We start from the raw sequence: 17,832 nt of genomic DNA, 5'->3' as shown, positions 1-17,832 counted from the left end.
GAGCGCGCAAGGCGGCGTGTTCGCGAGCCCCGACGTCGAACGCGTGCTGCGCGCGGTCGCGGCCGAACGCGTCGCCGGCATCGGTCAGACGTCGTGGGGACCGACCGGCTTCGCGATCCTCGCCAATGCCCGCGAGGCCGACGCCGCGCTCGCCACCGCGCGCGCGGCGGCAGGCGGCATGCCGCACCTCGAATGCGCCATTGTCGCGGGCCGCAATAGCGGCGCGGCGATCCGCGAGGCCGACGCGCATGCGCCGCGCATCGACGCCGCATGATGCGCGCACTGTGCACGCTACGCGCCGGAGGGCCGGTGGTGCTGCCGGTCCAGGTGGCGTCTCCGCTGCCATCGAGCGCGGTGTACGCGCCGCCAACCGGGCCTGTGCGCTGCCGCCACGCCCCATATCGCGCGCGCTGTCACGCCCGACACCGCGCCGTCCACGAAATTGCCACTGAAACGAGCCCTCGTCATGTCAGAAACCATTGAAAGGCCCTACATCCTGCACATGTTCACGGCCACGCCGCAGATGAGTCCGTTCGACGTCAACATGGCCGCCGACGCCGGCTATCAGGTCATCGTGCCGTATTGCGGCGTCGAGGCCGGCATGGTCGCGAACCTGACCCAGGACGCGATCTTTTCGCGCGGCCCGAAAGGCGTATCGCGCACCGGCATCTTCATCGGCGGACGCGATGTGATGCAAGCCGCCGACATGCTCGACACCGCGCGCCGCGCGATGGTCCCGCCGTTCGAGGTCTCGGTGTTCGCCGATCCGAGCGGCTCGTACACGACCGCCGCCGCGCTCGTCGCGCTGGTCGAGCGGCATCTCGGCAAGCAGCACGGCGTGGAACTCGGCGGCAAGCGCGTGCTGATTCTCGGCGGCACCGGCGCGGTCGGGCGCATCGCGGCGGCGATCGCTGCCTCGCGCGGCGCCGACGTGACGATCGCGAGCCACCACGACCGCCAGCGCGCGCTGCACGCCTCGGCCGAACTGAACCAGCGCTTCGGCATCGTCACCGGCGGCATCGGCACCGCGACGCCGGACGAACTGCGCGACGCGCTCGCCGAGACCGAGATCGTGCTCGCCACCGCCGTCGCGGGCGTGCAGGTGATCGGCAGCGGCGATCTCGCGCATGCGAAGCGCCTGCTCGTCGCCGCCGACGTCAACGCGGTGCCGCCCGAAGGCATTGCCGGCGTCAACGTGATGAACGACGGCAAGCCGATCGACGGCGTGCCGAACGCGGGCGCAATCGGCATCGGCGCGTTGGCGATCGGCAACGTCAAGTATCAGGTCGAGCACCGGCTCTTCATGCGCATGCGCACGGGCGGCAAGCCGGTCTATCTCGGCTTTGCGCAGGCGTACGACGAAGCCCGCGCGGTCGCGGCCGGGCTCGGCTGAGCGCTCGCCGCCATGAAGCTGCGCCGGCCGCCCTCGCCCGCCCATGCGCCCGCGCCGTTCGTCGCGGTCGCGGGGCTGTCGGCGCGCCTGCTCGCGCAGTCCGCGACACGCGCGGGCTGGCGCGTCGCCGCGCTCGATATCTTCGGCGACCGCGACACGCGCGCGGCCGCCGAGTGCTGGTTCGATGTTGGTGCGGGAGGCAGTGCAGGCGGCGGAGCGGATGGCGGTGCAAGCGGCGGTGCGGGTGGCAATGCAAACGGCGGCACGAATGACGATGCAGGCGACGGCGCGAATGGCGGCGCATTGGCGCTCGATCGCGCGCGGCTCGTCGATGCGCTCACGCGCATCGCGCGGCTGCCGCACCTGCTCGGCTGGATCGGCGGCAGCGGGCTCGAACCGCTAATGGCGCCGCTATGCCGCGAACCCGGCCTGCCCCGTCTGCTCGGCAACGATGCCGAAACGATCGCGGCGGTACGCGAGCCGCGCCGTTTCTTCGCGCTGCTCGACGCGTTGGGGATCGCGCATCCGGCGGTGTCGTTCGAGCGGCCTGAGCAAGCCGACGGGTGGCTCTTCAAGCTTGCGGACGGCTGCGGCGGCACGCATATCAGACCGGCGGCGGCGGTGGCTGCCGAGGCGACTTCCGCCGCTGTGCCTCAAGCTGTGCCTCAAGCTATGCCCCACGCCGCCCCCCAAGCTATACCCCAAGCCGCACCCCACGCAACCGCGTTCGCCCCGCAGCCACGCTCAGCCCCTGCAGAACACGGCTATTTCCAGCGCCTCGGCAACGGCCAGCCGCTGTCGGCGCTATTCATCGGCGCGGGCGGCCGTGCGCATCTGCTCGGTTTCGCCGAGCAGCTCGTCTGTGCGATCGGCGACCTGCGCTTCGTGCATGCCGGCTCGCTCGGCCCGATCGAAATGCCGCCGCCCGCTGCCGCGCGCATCCAGCAGGCACTCGACGCGCTGTGCGCACGCACGGGTCTCGTCGGCCTCAACAGTTGCGACTTTCTGTTCGACGGCAGCGCGTTCGAGGTGCTCGAAATCAACGCGCGCCCTTCCGCGACGATGGCGCTCTACGAAACCGCTTCGCCCGATGCCTGGCCGCGCGGCCTGCTCGCCGGCCATCTCGACGCGTGCCGCCACGGCCGCGCGCCGTCGGACGCGAGCCTCGCGCTCGCGCGCGAGCCGCGCTGGCGGGCCGGCCAGCAGGTGCTGTTCGCGCCCGTGTCGTTCACCGCGTCGGCGGCATTCTCCGACGCCTGCTTCGACGATCCCCACTGCCGCGACGTGCCGATGCCCGGCACCCGCATCGAGGCGGGGCAGCCCGTCTGCACGCTGCTCGCGCGCGCGGCGTCGCTGGATGCGGTGCGGCGCGCGCTCGACGCGCAGCATGCGCGCGTCGTCCAACGAATCGAAACCTGCGACGAACCCGACTATGCCTTCATCCACTGCCACTCCTGACGCCCCCCCGCACGCGGCTCCACCCGACGCGCCGCCGAGCGTCAACGCACTGAGCGAGCGCCTCGTCGCCCGCCTCGTCGACCACGCCCCTCGCCTCGGCGTCGCCATCGCGCGCACCGACGCCGGCACCGTGATCGCGGACGCCGGCGTCGCCGCGCGCGGCGGCATCGAAGCGGGCGTGCTGATCGCGCGCATCTGCATGGGCGGACTCGGCCGCGTCGCGGTGCGCGCGAACTTCGACACCGCCCCGCTCTGGCCGACCATGCTCGACGTGAGCACGTCCGCGCCGGTGCTGGCCTGTCTCGGCAGCCAGTACGCGGGGTGGAGCCTCGCGGCGACCAAAGAGCAGACCGGCGGCAAGAAATTCTTCTCGCTCGGCTCCGGTCCCGCGCGCGCGCTGGCCGTCAAGGAGCCGCTCTTCGCCGAACTCGGCTATCGCGACCGCCACGCGCGCGGCGCGCTCGTGCTCGAAGTGGACCGCCTGCCGCCGCAGGTCGTGATCGACAAGGTGCTGCACGATTGCGGCCTCTCGCCCGACCATCTGACGCTGATCGTCACGCCGACGCACTCTGTCGCGGGAACGGTACAGGTGGTGGCGCGCGTCGTCGAAGTCGCGCTGCACAAGGTGCACGTGCTCGGCGTGCCGCTCGACGAGATCGTCGAGGGCGCGGGCTCGGCGCCGCTGCCGCCGCCCGCGCCGGACGGCATTCAGGCGATGGGCCGCACCAACGACGCGATCCTCTATGGCGGCCGCGTGCATCTGACCGTGCGGCACGACGAGGTCGCGCGGCGCCTCGCCGAGCAACTGCCCGCGGCCAGTTCGCGCGACTACGGCCGCCCGTTCGCGGACATCTTCACGTCGTTCAGTTTCGACTTCTACCAGATCGACCCGGCGCTCTTCGCGCCCGCCGAGGTGTGGGTCAGCAGCCTCGAAAGCGGCGCGACCTATCACGGCGGGCGGCTCGACAGCGCCCTGCTGCAAAACCAGTGGGGCGGCCAGGCCGTCGCGTCATGAGCCTCGCTCACGAGATGCCGCCGAACCTGCGCGTCGCGATCATGACCGACGAAACCGGCTGGCACACCGGCCGCCTGAAAAAAGCGTTCCGCGCGCGCGGCGCCGACGCGCGTTGCGTCGATCTCGCCGACTGCCGCATCGACACCACCTGGCAGCCGCACGGGCTCGTCGTGCCGGGCTTCGGCCACGCCCTGCCCGACGCGGTGTTCGTGCGCGGCATCGCGGGCGGCACCTTCGAGCAGGTGACGTTGCGGCTCGGCATCCTGCACGCGCTGCGCGAATCGGGCGTGCCGGTCTACAACGACGCGCGCGCGATCGAGCGCAGCGTCGACAAGTCGATGACGAGCTTCCTGCTGCATCGCGCGGGCGTGCCGACGCCGGCCACGTGGGCCGGCGAATCGGCCGCCTTCGCGCAACGCGTGCTGATGCGCGAGGCCGCCGCCGGCCGCGAGGTCGTGCTCAAGCCGCTGTTCGGCTCGCAGGGGCATGGCCTCAAGCGGCTCGGCGCGCGGCGTGGCGTGCTCGCGCCGCTGCCGTCGCTCACGCCTTACCGGCAGGTCGCTTATCTGCAGCGTTATGTGGCCGGCGGACGGCCCGGCTTCGACTGGCGCGTGCTCGTGATCGGCGGCCGCGCCGTCGCGGCGATGCGGCGCGTCGGCGGCAAGGGCTGGATTCATAACTTCGCGCAGGGCGCGACATGCGAGCCCGCCGAACTCGATCCGCTGCTCGCGCGCACGGCCGTGCAAGCCGCCGCCGCGCTCGGGCTCGACTATGCGGGCGTGGACCTGATCCCCAATCCCGACGATGCGGCGCGGCCGCTCGTGCTCGAAGTCAACGGCGTGGCCGCATGGCGCGGCTTGCAGTCGGTCACGCGGTTCGACATCGCGGCGGCGCTCGTCGACGATCTGCTCGATCGCAAGCTGGCGGCCGTGCCGCGGCGCGCGAGCGGGCAGGCCGAGGACAGCGCGGAACACGTAGCAAGCGCCGCGGTTGGACTGCCGGGCGCCGCGTAGGCCGCGTAGGAGAAACGACGAGCATGAGCGCGATGCGCCTGATCCCCATGCTGGAGCGTCATACCGGCACGTTCGACGTGGCCGCGCCGCAACCCGGCCATGCCCGCGCGCCGCTCCGCGCCCTGCATGCGTACCTCATCGCCGGGCCGCGCGCATGAATCCGCCGCCCGTGCCCGAACCCGGTACGCCCCCCTTCGAGCGCGCCCGCGAGGCTTTCCTCGCAGCCTGCACGCTCGACGTGACCACGCCGAAGCCCGGCAACGTCAGCGTGCAAAGCGCCGGACACGGCATGACCGCGGCGCAGTTTCTCGCCAGCGCGCACGCCTCGCTCGACGCGCTGTTCTCGCGCGGCGCGCGCGTCGGCCAGCGCATTCTCGATGCGGTCACGCGCACGCACGCGGCGGCCGGATGCAATACGAATCTCGGCATCGTGCTGCTGGTCGCGCCGCTTGCGGCGGCACTCGACGAAACCGGCCCCGCGCCCTCGGCACGCGCCTGGCGAGACGCCGCCGAGCGCGTGCTGGAACGGCTCGACATCGACGACGCGCGCCTCGCCTATCGCGCGATCGCGCTCGCCAATCCGGGCGGCCTCGGCGACGCGCCCGAGCAATCGGTCCACGCGCCGCCGACGCTCGGCCTGCGCGACGCAATGCGGCTCGCGAGCGAGCGCGACAGCATCGCGCGGCAATACGCCAACGGTTTCGCGGATATCTTCGACACCGGCCTCGCCGCCTGCCGCGCAGCGCCGGCCGATGCACCCGAGGTGGCGATGCTCAACGTGTTCCTCGCGTTTCTCGGCGGCTGGCCCGACTCTCACATTGTGCGCAAGCACGGGCTCGCGCTGGCGCAGAGTGTCACGCTTGCGGCACGCGAGCAGCACGCGCGCCGGCGGCAAACCCCGCCCGCCACGCGCCGCACACCGGCCGACGCCGAACTCGATGCCTGGGATGCCCAACTGAAGGCGCGCGCAATCAACCCCGGCACCAGCGCGGACCTCGCCGTGGCCACGTTATTCGTCGCGCGCTGCATCGAAGCGGGCCCCGCAGCTCACGTCACGCACGGCGCGCGCGGCACCTGAGCGGGCGGGCGCGATCTGGCACGGAACCTGTTAGTTAGTACCGCCGTGCATCCCTGCACGCCATGCGGCGCCCTGTCCGGACGAGCGCGGGCGGCATCCTGTCAGCAGGTCCATACCTACTCAATTGGAGGAACAGAATGGCCAAGATCAACCGCGTCATGGTCGGAGAGTCGCTGGTCGGCGACGGCAACGAGGTCGCGCACATCGACTTGCTGATCGGACCGCGAGGTTCGGCTGCGGAAACCGCGTTCTGCAACGCCCTCACCAACAACAAGGATGGCTTCACCTCGCTGCTCGCCGTCGTCGCGCCCAATCTGCTCGCCAAGCCGAACACGATCCTGTTCAACAAGGTGACGATCAAGGGCGCCAAGCAGGCCGTGCAGATGTTCGGGCCGGCCCAGCACGCGGTGGCGCTCGCGGTCGCCGACAGCGTCGAGGACGGCACGATCCCGAAGGACGAAGCCGACGACCTGTTCCTCTGCGTCGGCGTCTTCATTCACTGGCAGGCCGACGACGACAGGAAGATCCAGGAGTTCAACTACAAGGCGACGCGCGAGGCGATCCAGCGCGCGGTCAACGGCGAGCCGAGCGCCGCTGAAGTGGTCGCGAAGAAGAGCAGCGTCGCGCATCCGTTCGCGCCGAACTGACGGCGCGCGCCCGCACGGGAGACGCGTGGCCGCTAGCGCCGGGGTGCCGTCGGCGTGCCGTTCATGGTGTGTCATCGGCGGCGTTGCTGGTGGCCCGCCTGGTGACCCGATTGGTGGCCCCTCGGCGGTCCGGTTGGCAGCCCGATTGGCAACCCTATCGGCAGTCCCGTCTCCTCGCTGCATCCGGTCGCTTCACGAACCGGCGCACCGTCGCGCATCCGCATGCGGCGCGCCGGTTCGTGAAGCGGGTTCAATGCTTTCCCAGAGGCATGACATGACCATAAGCTGTCGCGCGCTGCAAGTCGTTACTTCAGTCCTTACCGTTGCCGCCGCCGTCGTCGCCTGCCTGGCGCTGGCGGCCTCGCCCGCCTCGGCGCAGAACGCCGCGCCCCGCGCTTCCGCGCAGACGGGCGGCTACGACTATCCGACCCAGGGCCGCGTGGAGTACGTGCTAGGTTGCATGGACGACAACGGCCACGATTTCGCCAACGTCTACAAGTGCTCGTGCGTGATCGACAAGATGGCCGCGGCCTTGCCGTACGACGAATTCGTCGACCAGTCGACGTTCTCGAAGTACGCGACGCTCGGCGGCGAAGGCGGTGCGGAATTCCGCGTCGATCATGCGAAGTCGCAGACGAAGCGGTTCCGCGACCTGCAGACGAATGCGTACCAGGCCTGCGGCCTGGGTCTGCAAAAAACGCCGACGGCGGCAAAATGAGGCAAGGTCTGCGGAAAACACCGACAACGGCGAAATGAAGCAAGGTCTGCAGCAAACGTCGACAACGGCGAAGTGAGGCAAGCTCTGCAGCAAACGTCGACAACGGCGAAGTGAGGCAAGCTCTGCAGCAAACGTCGACAACGGCGAAGCGCAGCTAAGCCTGCAAAAAACGCCGACGGCGGCGAAGTGAGCTAAAGAGCGAGGCGAAAAGCGCGGCGAAGCCGCGGCGCCGCTCAACGCGGCACGAGCCCCGCGCCGAGCGACGCATAGCCGGCCACGCCCGCGCCCGCTGCCGAAGCATCGCCGCGCCGCCGCTCGATCTGCACGCCGACCGCCGCGACGTCGTCGAATTTTGCGGGCTTTGCCAGCGAGACGCGCACCCAGTGCGCGCCGAAATCGGCGATCAGCAATTGCGCGATCGTCTCGGCAAGCGCTTCGAGCAGACGCACGCGATGCGTCTCGAATAGCGCGAGCAGTGCATCGCGCACCGCGGCGTAGTTGACCGTGTCCTCGATGCGATCCGTCGCGCATGCGCGGATCGCCGGCACGCCGATCGCGAGATTCACGCGCACCGGCTGGGCCACGTGCAACTCGCCGCTGTCGATGCCGATGATCGTCTGTCCTATGAAGTTTTCGATGAACACGATGTCCATGCGCTCGGGCAACGCGCGCGCAGCCGTACTTTCCCCGGCAAAGGCGGGCGAGAGATCATGCGCGAAAGCACTGGAAAAAGCGCTCAGACGAACGGTATCGAGACGGTCCATGATGGATTGGCACTCCTGTGCGACTTGGCCCAAGGGTTGCATGGCGTGCCGGGAACAGCGGCACGGCGGGCGGCACACTGTGTGCCGAAGTTGCCACAGGCATCTGCCTTCGCCCTGCCGGCGCGGTCATGCATGAGGCAATGGAGCAGGAAAAGCAAATTCCGGGCGCGCTGCGGCAACTCAGTGCGAGTTCCGGTTGAACCAAACCGGCATCGGGCGTAAAGTTTTAAATACCCGCCTGAAAAAAGGGCCGGTCGCGAGGCGCATGCGAACGCAAGATTCCGCGGCGCCAGGGGATGACAGACTTGATAAAGCGGCATTCGCGGTGTGTGCGGCACTGAGGGCACCCGACATGGCGCAACGGAGACAAACCCCATGTCGTTGCTCGCTGACAGCGATACGCATGTCCGAGAAGTGCTGAATGTGGTCAATCATCAATTGACCACGCGCCCCACGAGCGACTCCGTCGCCCAGTCGTGGACGCGCTGCATTAACGAATTCCAGCTGGACCCGTCCCGTTTCGTTCCACCGCCCGTCCTTACGCAGTACGAACTCAGCGCGCGCCGCGAGGCGCTCGGCGATCTGATCGCCTGCTCGAAGCTCGAAATGACGACGCTCTATCAGCAGCTGGCCGATCCCGAGCTCGCGGTCGTGCTCGTCGATTCGGGCGGCGTGATCGTTCATCAGGTGTCCTCGGTGCCGTTCGCCGAAGCGGTCGCCGACGACGGCTTTCGCGTCGGCGCGCTCTGGAGCGAGCGCGAAGCCGGCACCAACGGCATGGGCACCTGCCTCGCCGAGCGCGACTGCATCGCGGTCTGCCAGCACGAGCATTTCTATCCGCGCTATACCTCGCTCACCTGCTCGGCCGCGCCGATCTTCGACGACAGCGGCGAGATCGCCGGCGTGCTCGACGTCACGAGCCGCTCGAAGCTGCTGCAACAGCATTCGCTCGTGCTCGTCGGCATGTCGCGGCAGATGATCGAAAACCGTCTGCTCGACGCGCGCTACCGGCACGCCAACATGATCCACTTCCACAGCCGCCCGGAATTCGTCGGCACGCTGCACGGCGGCAAGCTCGCGGTCGCCGACGACAGCACCGTGCTCGCCGCGAATCGCAGCGCCCTGTTCCAGCTCGGCTTCCGCTCGCTCAGCGAGTTGCGCGGACGGCGCATCGAGGAAGCCTTCAACGCCTCGCTCGAAGACATGATCGCGCGCAGCATTCGCGGCTCGTTCCATCCAGTCACCGTCTATAGCGCCAACGCGACGAACCGCTTTTTCCTCGTCGCGCAGACGCCGCAGAACAGCACCGGGCGCGTCGCGCGCGTGCTCGCGCCCGATAGCGCGCCGGCGTCCCGCGGCAGTCAAGGCAGCCACGCCGCGAGCGGCAACGGCAGCAATGGCAGCAGCGCGGCCGACCGGCACCATGCGGCGGCGCCGAAGCTCGACGAAATCGCCCACCTCGAATTCGGCGATCCGCGCATGGCCTCGCAGATCCAGCTCGGCGCGCGCGTGATCCAGCGCAAGATTCCGATCGTGCTGCGCGGCCAGACCGGCACCGGCAAGGAAGTGTTCGCGCAGGCGCTGCACAGCATCAGCCCGCATGCCGACGGCCCGTTCGTGCCGGTCAACTGCGCGTCGCTGCCGGAGAACCTGATCGAGAGCGAACTGTTCGGCTATCGCGCCGGCGCGTTTACGGGCGCGCAGCGCGAGGGACGGCGCGGCAAGATCGTGCAGGCCAACGGCGGCACGCTGTTTCTCGACGAGATCGGCGACATGCCGCTTGTGTTGCAGGCGCGCCTGCTGCGCGTGATCGAAGAACACGAAGTGACGCCGCTCGGCGCCGAAACCACGGTCAAGGTCAATTTCCAGCTCATCAGCGCGAGCCACCGCAATCTGCTCGAACTCGTGCAGAGCGGGCAATTCCGCGAAGACCTCTATTACCGGCTCAAGGGCGTCGAACTGAATCTGCCGGCGCTGCGCGAGCGCGTCGACAAGCTGCCGCTGATCCACCACCTGCTCGCCAACGAAACCGGCGAGCCGCCCGAACTGACGCCCGAAGCCGAACAGGCGCTGCTGGCCTACGCATGGCCCGGCAACATCCGCCAGTTGCGGCACGTGCTGCAAATGGCAGTGGCACTCTCCGACGGCCAGCCGATCCGTTGCGAGCATCTGCCGCCCGAGGTCACACAACGCACCTCGGCCATCGACATGCCGACCGCGCTGCGCCTCGCCACCGCCGACATGGACGCGCATCTGGCCGACGACACCGACCTCTCGACGCTCAACGCGATCCAGCTGAATGAGCGCGAAACCGTGCTGTCGCTGCTCGACGAGCATCGCTGGAACGTCAGCAACGTCGCGAAGGCGCTCGGCATCAGCCGCAACACGCTGTACCGCAAGATGCGCCGGCTGCATATCCGGCTTTCGCACGAAGGCTCGCCGCCCGACGGCATGCCGCTCGATCTCGACGCATGACGCATGACGCGACCGCCCGCACGCCCGAACCCAGGCGAGTCCGCCAGCCAGTCCCCTCACGAGCCCGCGCGCGATCTCGCCGACTTCAAGCCGGACGCGCGCTTCGCGTGGTGCGTGACCGGCTCGGGCCATCTGCTCGAAGAGTCGATCGCGCTCGCGCTGCGCCTGCCCGGCGTCGATCTTTTTTTATCGGCGGCAGCCGAGGAAGTACTGCCGCTCTACGGCTGGCCACTCGACAAACTGCGCGAAAAATTTCGCGTGCTGCGCGACAACAGTGCGAGCGGCGTGCCGGTCGGCATGCTCTATCACGGCGTCTATCACACGGTCGTGATCGCGCCCGCCACCAGCAACACGGTCGCCAAATGCGCGTACGGCATCTCCGACACGCTGCCGACCAACATGTACGCGCAGGCCGGCAAGCAGTGCATCCCCGGCATCGTCTTTGCATGCGACACAGAACCGAGCGTGATTACGCATAGCCCGAACGAATGGGTCGAATTGCGTCCACGGGCGATCGAACTCGACAACGTCGAGCGTCTCGCGCGCTTCGAATACACGACGCTCGCGCGCTCGCTCGGCGAACTCGAAGCGGCGCTCGCTCAACGCCTCGCGACTCTCGACCTCGCATGGACCACATCCTCTTCCTGACCGGCCGGCTTGCCGAACCGAGCCTGCTACGCGTGCTCGACGGCATGGCGCCGACGCCGTTCAGTTGGGAAGTGCGCGAGATCGGCCTGCAGGTCGCCGCGCTGATGACGGCCGACATGATCCGCCGCAGAGTGCCCGCGCCGCTCGCCGCACAACGCGTGATCGTGCCGGGCCGTTGCCGCGGCGATCTCGATACGCTGAGCGCGCACTACGGCGTGCCGTTCGAGCGCGGCCCCGACGAGGTCAAGGACCTGCCGCAGTTCTTCGGCCACAAGGCGAAGCCGTTCGATCTGAGCCGCTACGACACCGAGATTTTTGCGGAGATCGTCGACGCGCCGCGTCTCGATCTCGACGGCATCGCCGCGCGTGCTCGCGCGTATGCGAGCCAGGGCGCGGACGTGATCGACATCGGCTGCCTGCCGGACACGCCGTTTCCGCATCTCGAAGACGCGGTGCGGCGCCTGAAGGCCGAAGGCTATCGCGTCAGCGTCGATTCGATGCGTAGCGACGAACTGCTGCGCGGCGGCCGCGCGGGCGCCGACTATCTGATGAGCCTGAATCTCGACACGCTCTGGATCGCCGACGAAGTGCCGGCCACGCCGATCCTCGTCGCGCGCGAACCGGGTGACCCAGTCTCGCTCGATGCCGCGATCGAGGCACTGGGGGCGCGCGGCCGCGCGTTTCTCGCCGACCCGATTCTCGACCCGATTCCGTTCGGCCTCGCCGCCTCGGTCGCGCGTTACGTGCGGCTGCGCGAGCGCTATCCCGACATCGCGATCATGATGGGCATCGGCAACGTGACCGAGCTGACCGAAGCCGACACGAGCGGCATCAACGCGGTGCTGCTCGGCATGGCGGCCGAATTGCGCATCGGCGCGGTGCTCACGACCTCGGTGAGTCTGCATGCGCGGCGCGCGCTGCGCGAAGCCGACGTCGCGCGCCGCGTGATGCATGCCGCGCGCGACGCGCAGGTGCTGCCGAAAGGCATCAACGGCGATCTCGCGACGGTTCACGCGAAGCGCCCGTTTCCGTATAGCGCCGCGGAAATCGACGAGCTTGCGCACGGCGTGCGCGATCCGAATTTCCGCGTGCAGGTCAGTGCCGAGGGCATTCACGTCTACAACCGCGACGGCCATCGGCGCGGCGACGATCCGTTCGCGCTGTATCCGCAACTGAATCTCGAGAACGACGGCGGCCACGCGTTCTATATGGGCGTGCAGCTCGCACGCGCGGAAATCGCGTGGCGGCTCGGCAAGCGCTTCGATCAGGACCAGCCGCTCGACTGGGGCTGCGCGGTCGAGCGGGCTGAGGAAGACCTCGGCGTGTGGTGCGCGCCGGGGGAGACGATGAAGAAGCGCTGAAAAACCGCGGCGAACGCGCTGATGAGTGGACCTGGAGCGGACCGACAGCGGGTCTGAAGCGCGCACCCGAAGCGCCGCGGTCATTGCGGCACCGCGATACCCACCCGTTCCTCGACAGTCGCCAGTTCCGCGCGCAGGCCGCGAATCGCCTGCGCGCGATCGTCCGCGCCGAACACCGCCGAGCCGGCGACGAACACGTCGGCACCCGCCTCGGCGATCCGCGCAATATTCGACACCTTCACCCCGCCGTCCACTTCGATCAGAATCGGCCTGCCGGTGCGCTGCATCGCCGCGTCGACGCGCGGGCGCAATAGCCGCAGCTTGCCGAGCGTCGCCTCGATAAACGCCTGGCCGCCGAAGCCCGGGTTGACCGACATCACGAGCACGACGTCGAGCATGTCGAGCAGATGATCGAGCACCGCGAGCGGCGTGGCCGGATTCAACGCGAGCCCGGCTTGCGCGCCGTGTGAGCGGATCAGCTCGATGGTCCGGTGCACATGCAGCGTCGCTTCCGGATGAAAGCTGATGAGGTTCGCGCCGGCCTCGGCAAACATCGCGACGAGCGGATCGACCGGCGTGGTCATCAGATGCACGTCGAACGGCAGCGTCGTATAAGGCCGGATCGCCTCGCAGACGAGCGGCCCGACCGTGAGGTTCGGCACGTAGTGGTGATCCATCACGTCGAGATGAATCCAGTCCGCGCCGGCCGCGCTCACGTCGCGAATCTCATCGGCGAGCCGGGCAAAATCCGCCGACAGCAGCGACGGAGCAATCAGGAATTCGCGCATCGCGTTCTCCCTCGTTTTCCTCGTGTTGGTTCGTTTTCCCTAGTTTTTCCCGCGTTTTCCCGCGTTTTTTCCTGAGCGTGGCTCAGTGGTAGCGGTGCGCCATCGCATCGAGCGGCAGCGGCTTGATGCGCGCGGCCTGCCCTGCGCAACCGAATGCCTCGAAACGCTCGACGCAGATCGCGCTGGCCGCCGCCGTGGCCGCCTTCAATGCCGCGCGCGGGTCGAACTCGGCGCGCGCATTCGCGAGCGACTTGCGCAACGCGCCGCTCATCGCGAGCCGGATGTCGGTGTCGATGTTGACCTTGCGCACGCCATTCGCGATGCCGCGGCGGATTTCCTCGACTGGCACGCCATAGGTGGCCGGAATCTCGCCACCGTATTCGCGGATCACCGCGAGCCATTCCTGCGGCACCGACGACGAGCCGTGCATCACGAGGTGCGTGTTCGGCACGCGCGCGTGAATGTCGGCGATGCGGTCGATCGCGAGAATATCGCCGGTCGGCTCGCGGCTGAACTTGTACGCGCCGTGCGAGGTGCCGATTGCGATCGCGAGCGCATCGACGCCGGTCGCGTCGACGAAACGGCGCGCCTCGTCGGGATCGGTCAGCAGGTCCGCGTGCGTGAGCCGGCCTTCTGCGCCGACGCCGTCTTCCTCGCCGGCGGTGCCGGTTTCGAGCGAACCGAGGCAGCCCAGTTCGCCCTCGACCGATACGCCGACCGCATGCGCGGCATCCACCACGCGGCGGCTTACCTCGACGTTGTAGTCGTAGGCGGCGGGCGTTTTCTGGTCGGGCAGCAGCGAGCCGTCCATCATCACCGACGTGAAGCCCGAGCGGATCGCCTGCTGGCACACGGCCGGGCTCGCGCCGTGATCCTGATGCAGCACGAGCGGAATGTCCGGATGCGCCTCGATCGCCGCGAGCACCAGATGACGCAGATACGGCTCGCCCGCGTATTTGCGCGCGCCCGCCGACGCCTGCAGGATCACCGGGCTGCCGGTAGCCTCGGCGGCCCGCATGATCGCGTGAATCTGCTCCATGTTGTTGACGTTGAACGCGGGCACGCCGTAGTCGTGTTCGGCCGCGTGATCCAGCAGTTGCCGCAGGGTGATGAAGGCCATGATTCACTCCTCAGGACTCAAAAGATGAAAGCGGATCGGGGACGCAATGGGGGCTCGGTGCCTATGACTCGGTGCCTATGACTCGGTGCTTGGGACTCGATGCTCAGGGCTCGATGATTAGGACTCGGCGCTTCGGGCTCCGCGCCCGATGCTCAGCGTGTCGCGCCCACAACGCGCCGCGCTTCGTCCACCACCGCCTGCGTGGTCAGCCCGAAATGCTCGAACAACGCGGCGGCCGGCGCCGATTCGCCGAACGTATCGATGCCGACCACGCCGCCGTCGAGCCCCACGTATTGCCGCCAGAACGCGCGCACGCCCGCTTCGACCGCGACGCGCGGCACGTCCGGCGGCAGCACCGCGTCGCGCCATGCGCGCGGCTGGCGGTCGAACACGGTCGTCGACGGCATCGACACGACACGCGCGGCGATGCCGGCGGCGGCGAGCGGTGCGACGGCATCGAGCGCAAGCGCGACTTCGGAGCCGGTCGCGATCAGCACGATCCGAGCGACGGGTTGTGCGGGTTGTGCGGGTTGTGCGGGTTGTGCGACGGCTTGCGCCGCTTGCTCGCCCGGCGCTTGCAACATATCACCCGGCCAGTCGCGCAGCACATAACCGCCCTGCGCAATCGCGGCGATCTGCTCGCCCGAACGCGTGACGAACGGCAGGTTCTGCCGGCTCAGCAGCAAACACGACGGCCCCGGGCGTTCGACCGCGCTGACCCACGCCTGCGCGGTCTCAACCGTGTCGCACGGACGCCATACGTCGAGCCCGGGAATCAGCCTGAGGCTCGCGGCATGTTCGACCGCCTGATGAGTCGGACCGTCTTCGCCGAGGCCGATCGAATCGTGCGTGAAGACGAAGATCGAGCGCGTCTTCATCAGCGCGGCCATGCGCAGCGCGTTGCGCGAATAGTCGGAGAACGTGAGGAACGTGCCGCCGAACGGCAGATAGCCGCGATGCAGCGCGATGCCGTTCAGCATCGCGCTCATGCCGAATTCGCGTACGCCGTAGTGCACGTAGTTGCCGCCGCGCAGGCCGCCGCCGTTTCCGTTGCCGACGTTTCCGCTGCTATCGCTTCCGTTGCCATCGCTTCCGTTGCCATCGCTGGCATCGCAGCCGACCTCGACCGCGCCCGGCCAGTCGGTCAGGTTCGAGCCGGTCAGGTCGGCCGAGCCGCCGAGCATTTCCGGCAAGCTGCGCGCGAGCGCGGCGATGGCCTGCTGCGAGGCCTTGCGCGTCGCGAGCGTGGCGGCCGCGCCATCGGCATCGCGCAGCAGCGCGCGCACCGCGTCGCGCCACTGCGCGGGTAACTCGTTGCGCACACGCCGCTCGAACTCGGCGGCCTCGTCCGGATAGTGCCGGCGATACGCCTCGAAGCGCTCGCGCCACCCGGCTTCGTCGGCGGCACCGCGCGCGCTTGCGTCGAACTGCGCGCGGATTTCGTGCGGAATCACGAACGGCGCATGCGGCCAGCCGAGCGCGAGGCGCGTGCGCGCGACCTCGTCGGCGCCGAGCGGCGCGCCGTGCACGTCATGGGTGCCGGCCTTCGACGGCGCGCCCTGGCCGATTACCGTGCGGCAGCAGATCAGCGTCGGGCGGCCGGCGCCACGCGCCTGCCGCAACGCGCGATCGACGGCCTCGACGTCGTGGCCGTCCACCTCGCGCACGACGTGCCAGCCGTAGGCCTCGAAGCGCGCGGGCGTATCGTCGGCGAACCACTGCGCGACATGACCGTCGATCGAAATGCCGTTGTCGTCGTAAAGCACCGTGAGCTTGTCGAGCTGCAGCGTGCCCGCGAGCGATGCCGCTTCGTGCGAGATGCCTTCCATCAGACAGCCGTCGCCCACGAACACATAAGTGCGGTGATCGACGATCCGATGCCCGGGCCGGTTGAATTCGCGTGCGAGCAGCGCCTCGGCGAGCGCCATGCCGACGCCGTTCGCGAGCCCCTGGCCAAGCGGCCCGGTGGTCGTTTCGACGCCCGGCGTGACGCCCACCTCGGGATGCCCCGGCGTCTTGCCATGCAGCTGGCGAAAGCGCTTCAACTCGTCGATCGGCAGGTCGTAGCCGCTCAGATGCAACAGCGCGTACAGCAGCATCGAGCCGTGTCCGTTGGACAGGATGAAGCGGTCGCGATCAGGCCAGGCCGGGTTGCGCGGATTGTGTTTCAGATGCCGGCTCCACAGCGCGACGGCAATCTCGGCCATGCCGAGCGGCATGCCTGGATGGCCCGATTTCGCCGCTTCGACGGCGTCGATCGCGAGCATGCGCAGCGCGTCGGCCATCGGGCCGGTGGCCGAGGAAGCGGCCGGGGCGGCGACAGAGGCAATAGAGGGTTGCGCGGCGGCACTCATCGAATCTCTCCTTGCGAAATGAACACGGGCTGCGCCGGCGTGGGGCCGGCGCGCGGCAGCCGCATTCGGTTCGGACTTCAAGCACGCATCGGGCACGCATCGGACACGCCTCAGGCGCGCGAGCGCCGGTCGATCAGTTGCAGGATCATCGGCGTGAAGATCAGCTGCATCGCGAGCCCCATCTTGCCGCCCGGCACGACGATCACGTTCGGGCGCGACATGAACGAGTCGTGCAGCATCGTCAGCAGATACTGGAAGTCGATGCCCTTCGGCCGCGCGAAGCGGATCACGACGAAGCTCTCGTCGGGCTGCGGAATCTCGCGCGCCGTGAATGGATTAGAGGTGTCCACGGTCGGCACGCGCTGGAAGTTCACGTGGGTGCGCGAGAACTGCGGGCAGATGTAGTTCACGTAGTCGGGCATGCGCCGCAGGATCGTGTCGACCACCGCTTCGTGCGAGTAGCCGCGCATCGTCTGATCGCGGTGCAGCTTCTGAATCCATTCGAGGTTGATGATCGGCACGACGCCGATCAGCAGATCGGCATGCCGCGCGACATCGACCTTGTCGGTCACGGCCGCGCCGTGCAGCCCTTCGTAGAACATCAGGTCGGTGCCGGACGCGACCTCTTCCCACGGCGTGAAGGTGCCGCCGTCCTGCTTGTAGAGCAGCGCCTCGGCCGCGTCGTGCACGTAGTGGCGAAACTGTCCGCCGCCGTTTTCGCCGTAGCGCGTGAACAGCGTTTCGAGTTCTTCGAGCAGATTCGCCTCGGGGCCGAAGTGGCTGAAATTCGGCGCGCCGTCGCGTTCGTGCTCCTTCATGGCCGCGCGCATGCCGTGGCGGTCGTAGCGATGGAACGCATCGCCCTCGACGATCTGCGCATTGATGTGCTCGCGTCTGAAGATATGCATGAAGCTCTTCATGACGGTGGTGGTGCCCGCGCCGCTCGAGCCGGTCACCGCGATGATCGGATGTTTGACTGACATGCGTTTGCCTCCGGATG

The 17,832-nt window shown here is 68.6% G+C and carries 16 protein-coding genes and 1 pseudogene; 12 read left to right on the top strand and 5 right to left on the bottom strand.

Annotated elements, in window-relative coordinates; translation table 11 throughout:
* The 9 genes and pseudogenes from F3J20_RS28155 to F3J20_RS28120 all read left to right on the top strand — a co-directional run.
* Positions 1 to 274 (top strand): annotated as a pseudogene (locus tag F3J20_RS28155) (beta-ribofuranosylaminobenzene 5'-phosphate synthase); the annotation flags it as partial.
* 192 nt (positions 275 to 466) lie between these two features.
* Positions 467 to 1,393, top strand: coding sequence for an NAD(P)-dependent methylenetetrahydromethanopterin dehydrogenase (locus F3J20_RS28150; RefSeq protein ID WP_167285485.1), 927 nt, complete (start codon positions 467 to 469; stop codon positions 1,391 to 1,393).
* A gap of 12 nt (positions 1,394 to 1,405) precedes the next feature.
* On the top strand, positions 1,406 to 2,851 hold the full coding sequence (locus F3J20_RS28145; RefSeq protein WP_240162939.1) for an ATP-grasp domain-containing protein: 1,446 nt from the start codon (positions 1,406 to 1,408) through the stop codon (positions 2,849 to 2,851).
* Positions 2,826 to 3,866 (top strand): methenyltetrahydromethanopterin cyclohydrolase, encoded by a 1,041-nt coding sequence (mch, locus tag F3J20_RS28140; RefSeq protein ID WP_167285484.1) that lies wholly within the window; start codon positions 2,826 to 2,828, stop codon positions 3,864 to 3,866. Before F3J20_RS28145 ends, mch begins: the two co-directional genes overlap by 26 nt.
* Positions 3,863 to 4,879 carry a RimK family alpha-L-glutamate ligase gene (locus F3J20_RS28135; RefSeq protein ID WP_240162938.1) on the top strand — a complete coding sequence of 339 codons (1,017 nt, stop codon included), beginning with the start codon at positions 3,863 to 3,865 and terminating at the stop codon, positions 4,877 to 4,879. The genes mch and F3J20_RS28135 overlap by 4 nt, the downstream gene beginning before the upstream one ends.
* Positions 4,880 to 4,902: 23 nt before the next feature.
* A complete protein-coding gene (locus F3J20_RS32465; protein ID WP_275691490.1) occupies positions 4,903 to 5,037 on the top strand; it encodes a hypothetical protein in 135 nt (44 codons plus the stop codon).
* Entirely contained in the window at positions 5,034 to 5,957 is a 924-nt protein-coding gene (locus tag F3J20_RS28130; protein WP_167285483.1) for a triphosphoribosyl-dephospho-CoA synthase, read from the top strand. Before F3J20_RS32465 ends, F3J20_RS28130 begins: the two co-directional genes overlap by 4 nt.
* Positions 5,958 to 6,094: 137 nt before the next feature.
* Positions 6,095 to 6,604, top strand: a complete 510-nt coding sequence (gene fae / locus F3J20_RS28125) for a formaldehyde-activating enzyme (RefSeq protein WP_167285482.1) — start codon at positions 6,095 to 6,097, stop codon at positions 6,602 to 6,604.
* A gap of 274 nt (positions 6,605 to 6,878) precedes the next feature.
* Complete coding sequence (locus tag F3J20_RS28120) at positions 6,879 to 7,322, top strand: hypothetical protein (RefSeq protein ID WP_205299395.1); 444 nt, start codon at positions 6,879 to 6,881, stop codon at positions 7,320 to 7,322.
* A 233-nt stretch (positions 7,323 to 7,555) separates the two neighbouring features.
* Here F3J20_RS28120 and F3J20_RS28115 read toward each other — a convergent pair whose 3' ends face one another.
* Positions 7,556 to 8,086 carry a dihydroneopterin aldolase gene (locus F3J20_RS28115; RefSeq protein ID WP_167285481.1) on the bottom strand — a complete coding sequence of 177 codons (531 nt, stop codon included), beginning with the start codon at positions 8,084 to 8,086 and terminating at the stop codon, positions 7,556 to 7,558.
* 375 nt (positions 8,087 to 8,461) lie between these two features.
* On the opposite strand from F3J20_RS28115, the gene F3J20_RS28110 reads away from it, so the two are divergent.
* Genes F3J20_RS28110 through F3J20_RS28100 form a run of 3 tightly spaced genes read left to right on the top strand, consistent with a single transcriptional unit; the run spans position 8,462 to position 12,570 of the window.
* Positions 8,462 to 10,561, top strand: a complete 2,100-nt coding sequence (locus tag F3J20_RS28110; RefSeq protein ID WP_167039442.1) for a sigma-54-dependent Fis family transcriptional regulator — start codon at positions 8,462 to 8,464, stop codon at positions 10,559 to 10,561.
* 3 nt (positions 10,562 to 10,564) lie between these two features.
* Positions 10,565 to 11,209: a flavoprotein gene (locus F3J20_RS28105; RefSeq protein WP_167285480.1), complete on the top strand. Its 645-nt coding sequence runs from the start codon at positions 10,565 to 10,567 to the stop codon at positions 11,207 to 11,209.
* On the top strand, positions 11,188 to 12,570 hold the full coding sequence (locus F3J20_RS28100) for a DUF6513 domain-containing protein (protein WP_167285479.1): 1,383 nt from the start codon (positions 11,188 to 11,190) through the stop codon (positions 12,568 to 12,570). The genes F3J20_RS28105 and F3J20_RS28100 overlap by 22 nt, the downstream gene beginning before the upstream one ends.
* An 80-nt stretch (positions 12,571 to 12,650) precedes the next feature.
* Here the strand turns inward: F3J20_RS28100 and rpe are convergent, their stop codons facing one another.
* The 4 genes from rpe to F3J20_RS28080 form a co-directional block, all read right to left on the bottom strand.
* The gene (gene rpe, locus F3J20_RS28095) at positions 12,651 to 13,358 is read right to left on the bottom strand and encodes a ribulose-phosphate 3-epimerase (RefSeq protein ID WP_167285478.1); all 708 of its coding nucleotides are present in this window, start codon (positions 13,356 to 13,358) and stop codon (positions 12,651 to 12,653) included.
* A gap of 82 nt (positions 13,359 to 13,440) precedes the next feature.
* Positions 13,441 to 14,478, bottom strand: coding sequence for a class II fructose-bisphosphate aldolase (gene fba / locus F3J20_RS28090; protein ID WP_167039435.1), 1,038 nt, complete (start codon positions 14,476 to 14,478; stop codon positions 13,441 to 13,443).
* A 152-nt stretch (positions 14,479 to 14,630) separates the two neighbouring features.
* Positions 14,631 to 16,832 (bottom strand): transketolase, encoded by a 2,202-nt coding sequence (gene tkt / locus F3J20_RS28085; protein ID WP_167285477.1) that lies wholly within the window; start codon positions 16,830 to 16,832, stop codon positions 14,631 to 14,633.
* A 110-nt stretch (positions 16,833 to 16,942) separates the two neighbouring features.
* Positions 16,943 to 17,815 carry a phosphoribulokinase gene (locus F3J20_RS28080; RefSeq protein WP_167039431.1) on the bottom strand — a complete coding sequence of 291 codons (873 nt, stop codon included), beginning with the start codon at positions 17,813 to 17,815 and terminating at the stop codon, positions 16,943 to 16,945.
* Between the last annotated feature and the right edge of the window lie 17 nt (positions 17,816 to 17,832).

The sequence above is a fragment of the Paraburkholderia sp. Cy-641 genome (assembly GCF_011752945.1).
In the GTDB taxonomy this organism is placed as follows: Bacteria; Pseudomonadota; Gammaproteobacteria; order Burkholderiales; family Burkholderiaceae; genus Paraburkholderia.
Note: the sequence above shows the minus strand (reverse complement) of the source record. Positions and strands in the feature narration are given on the sequence as shown.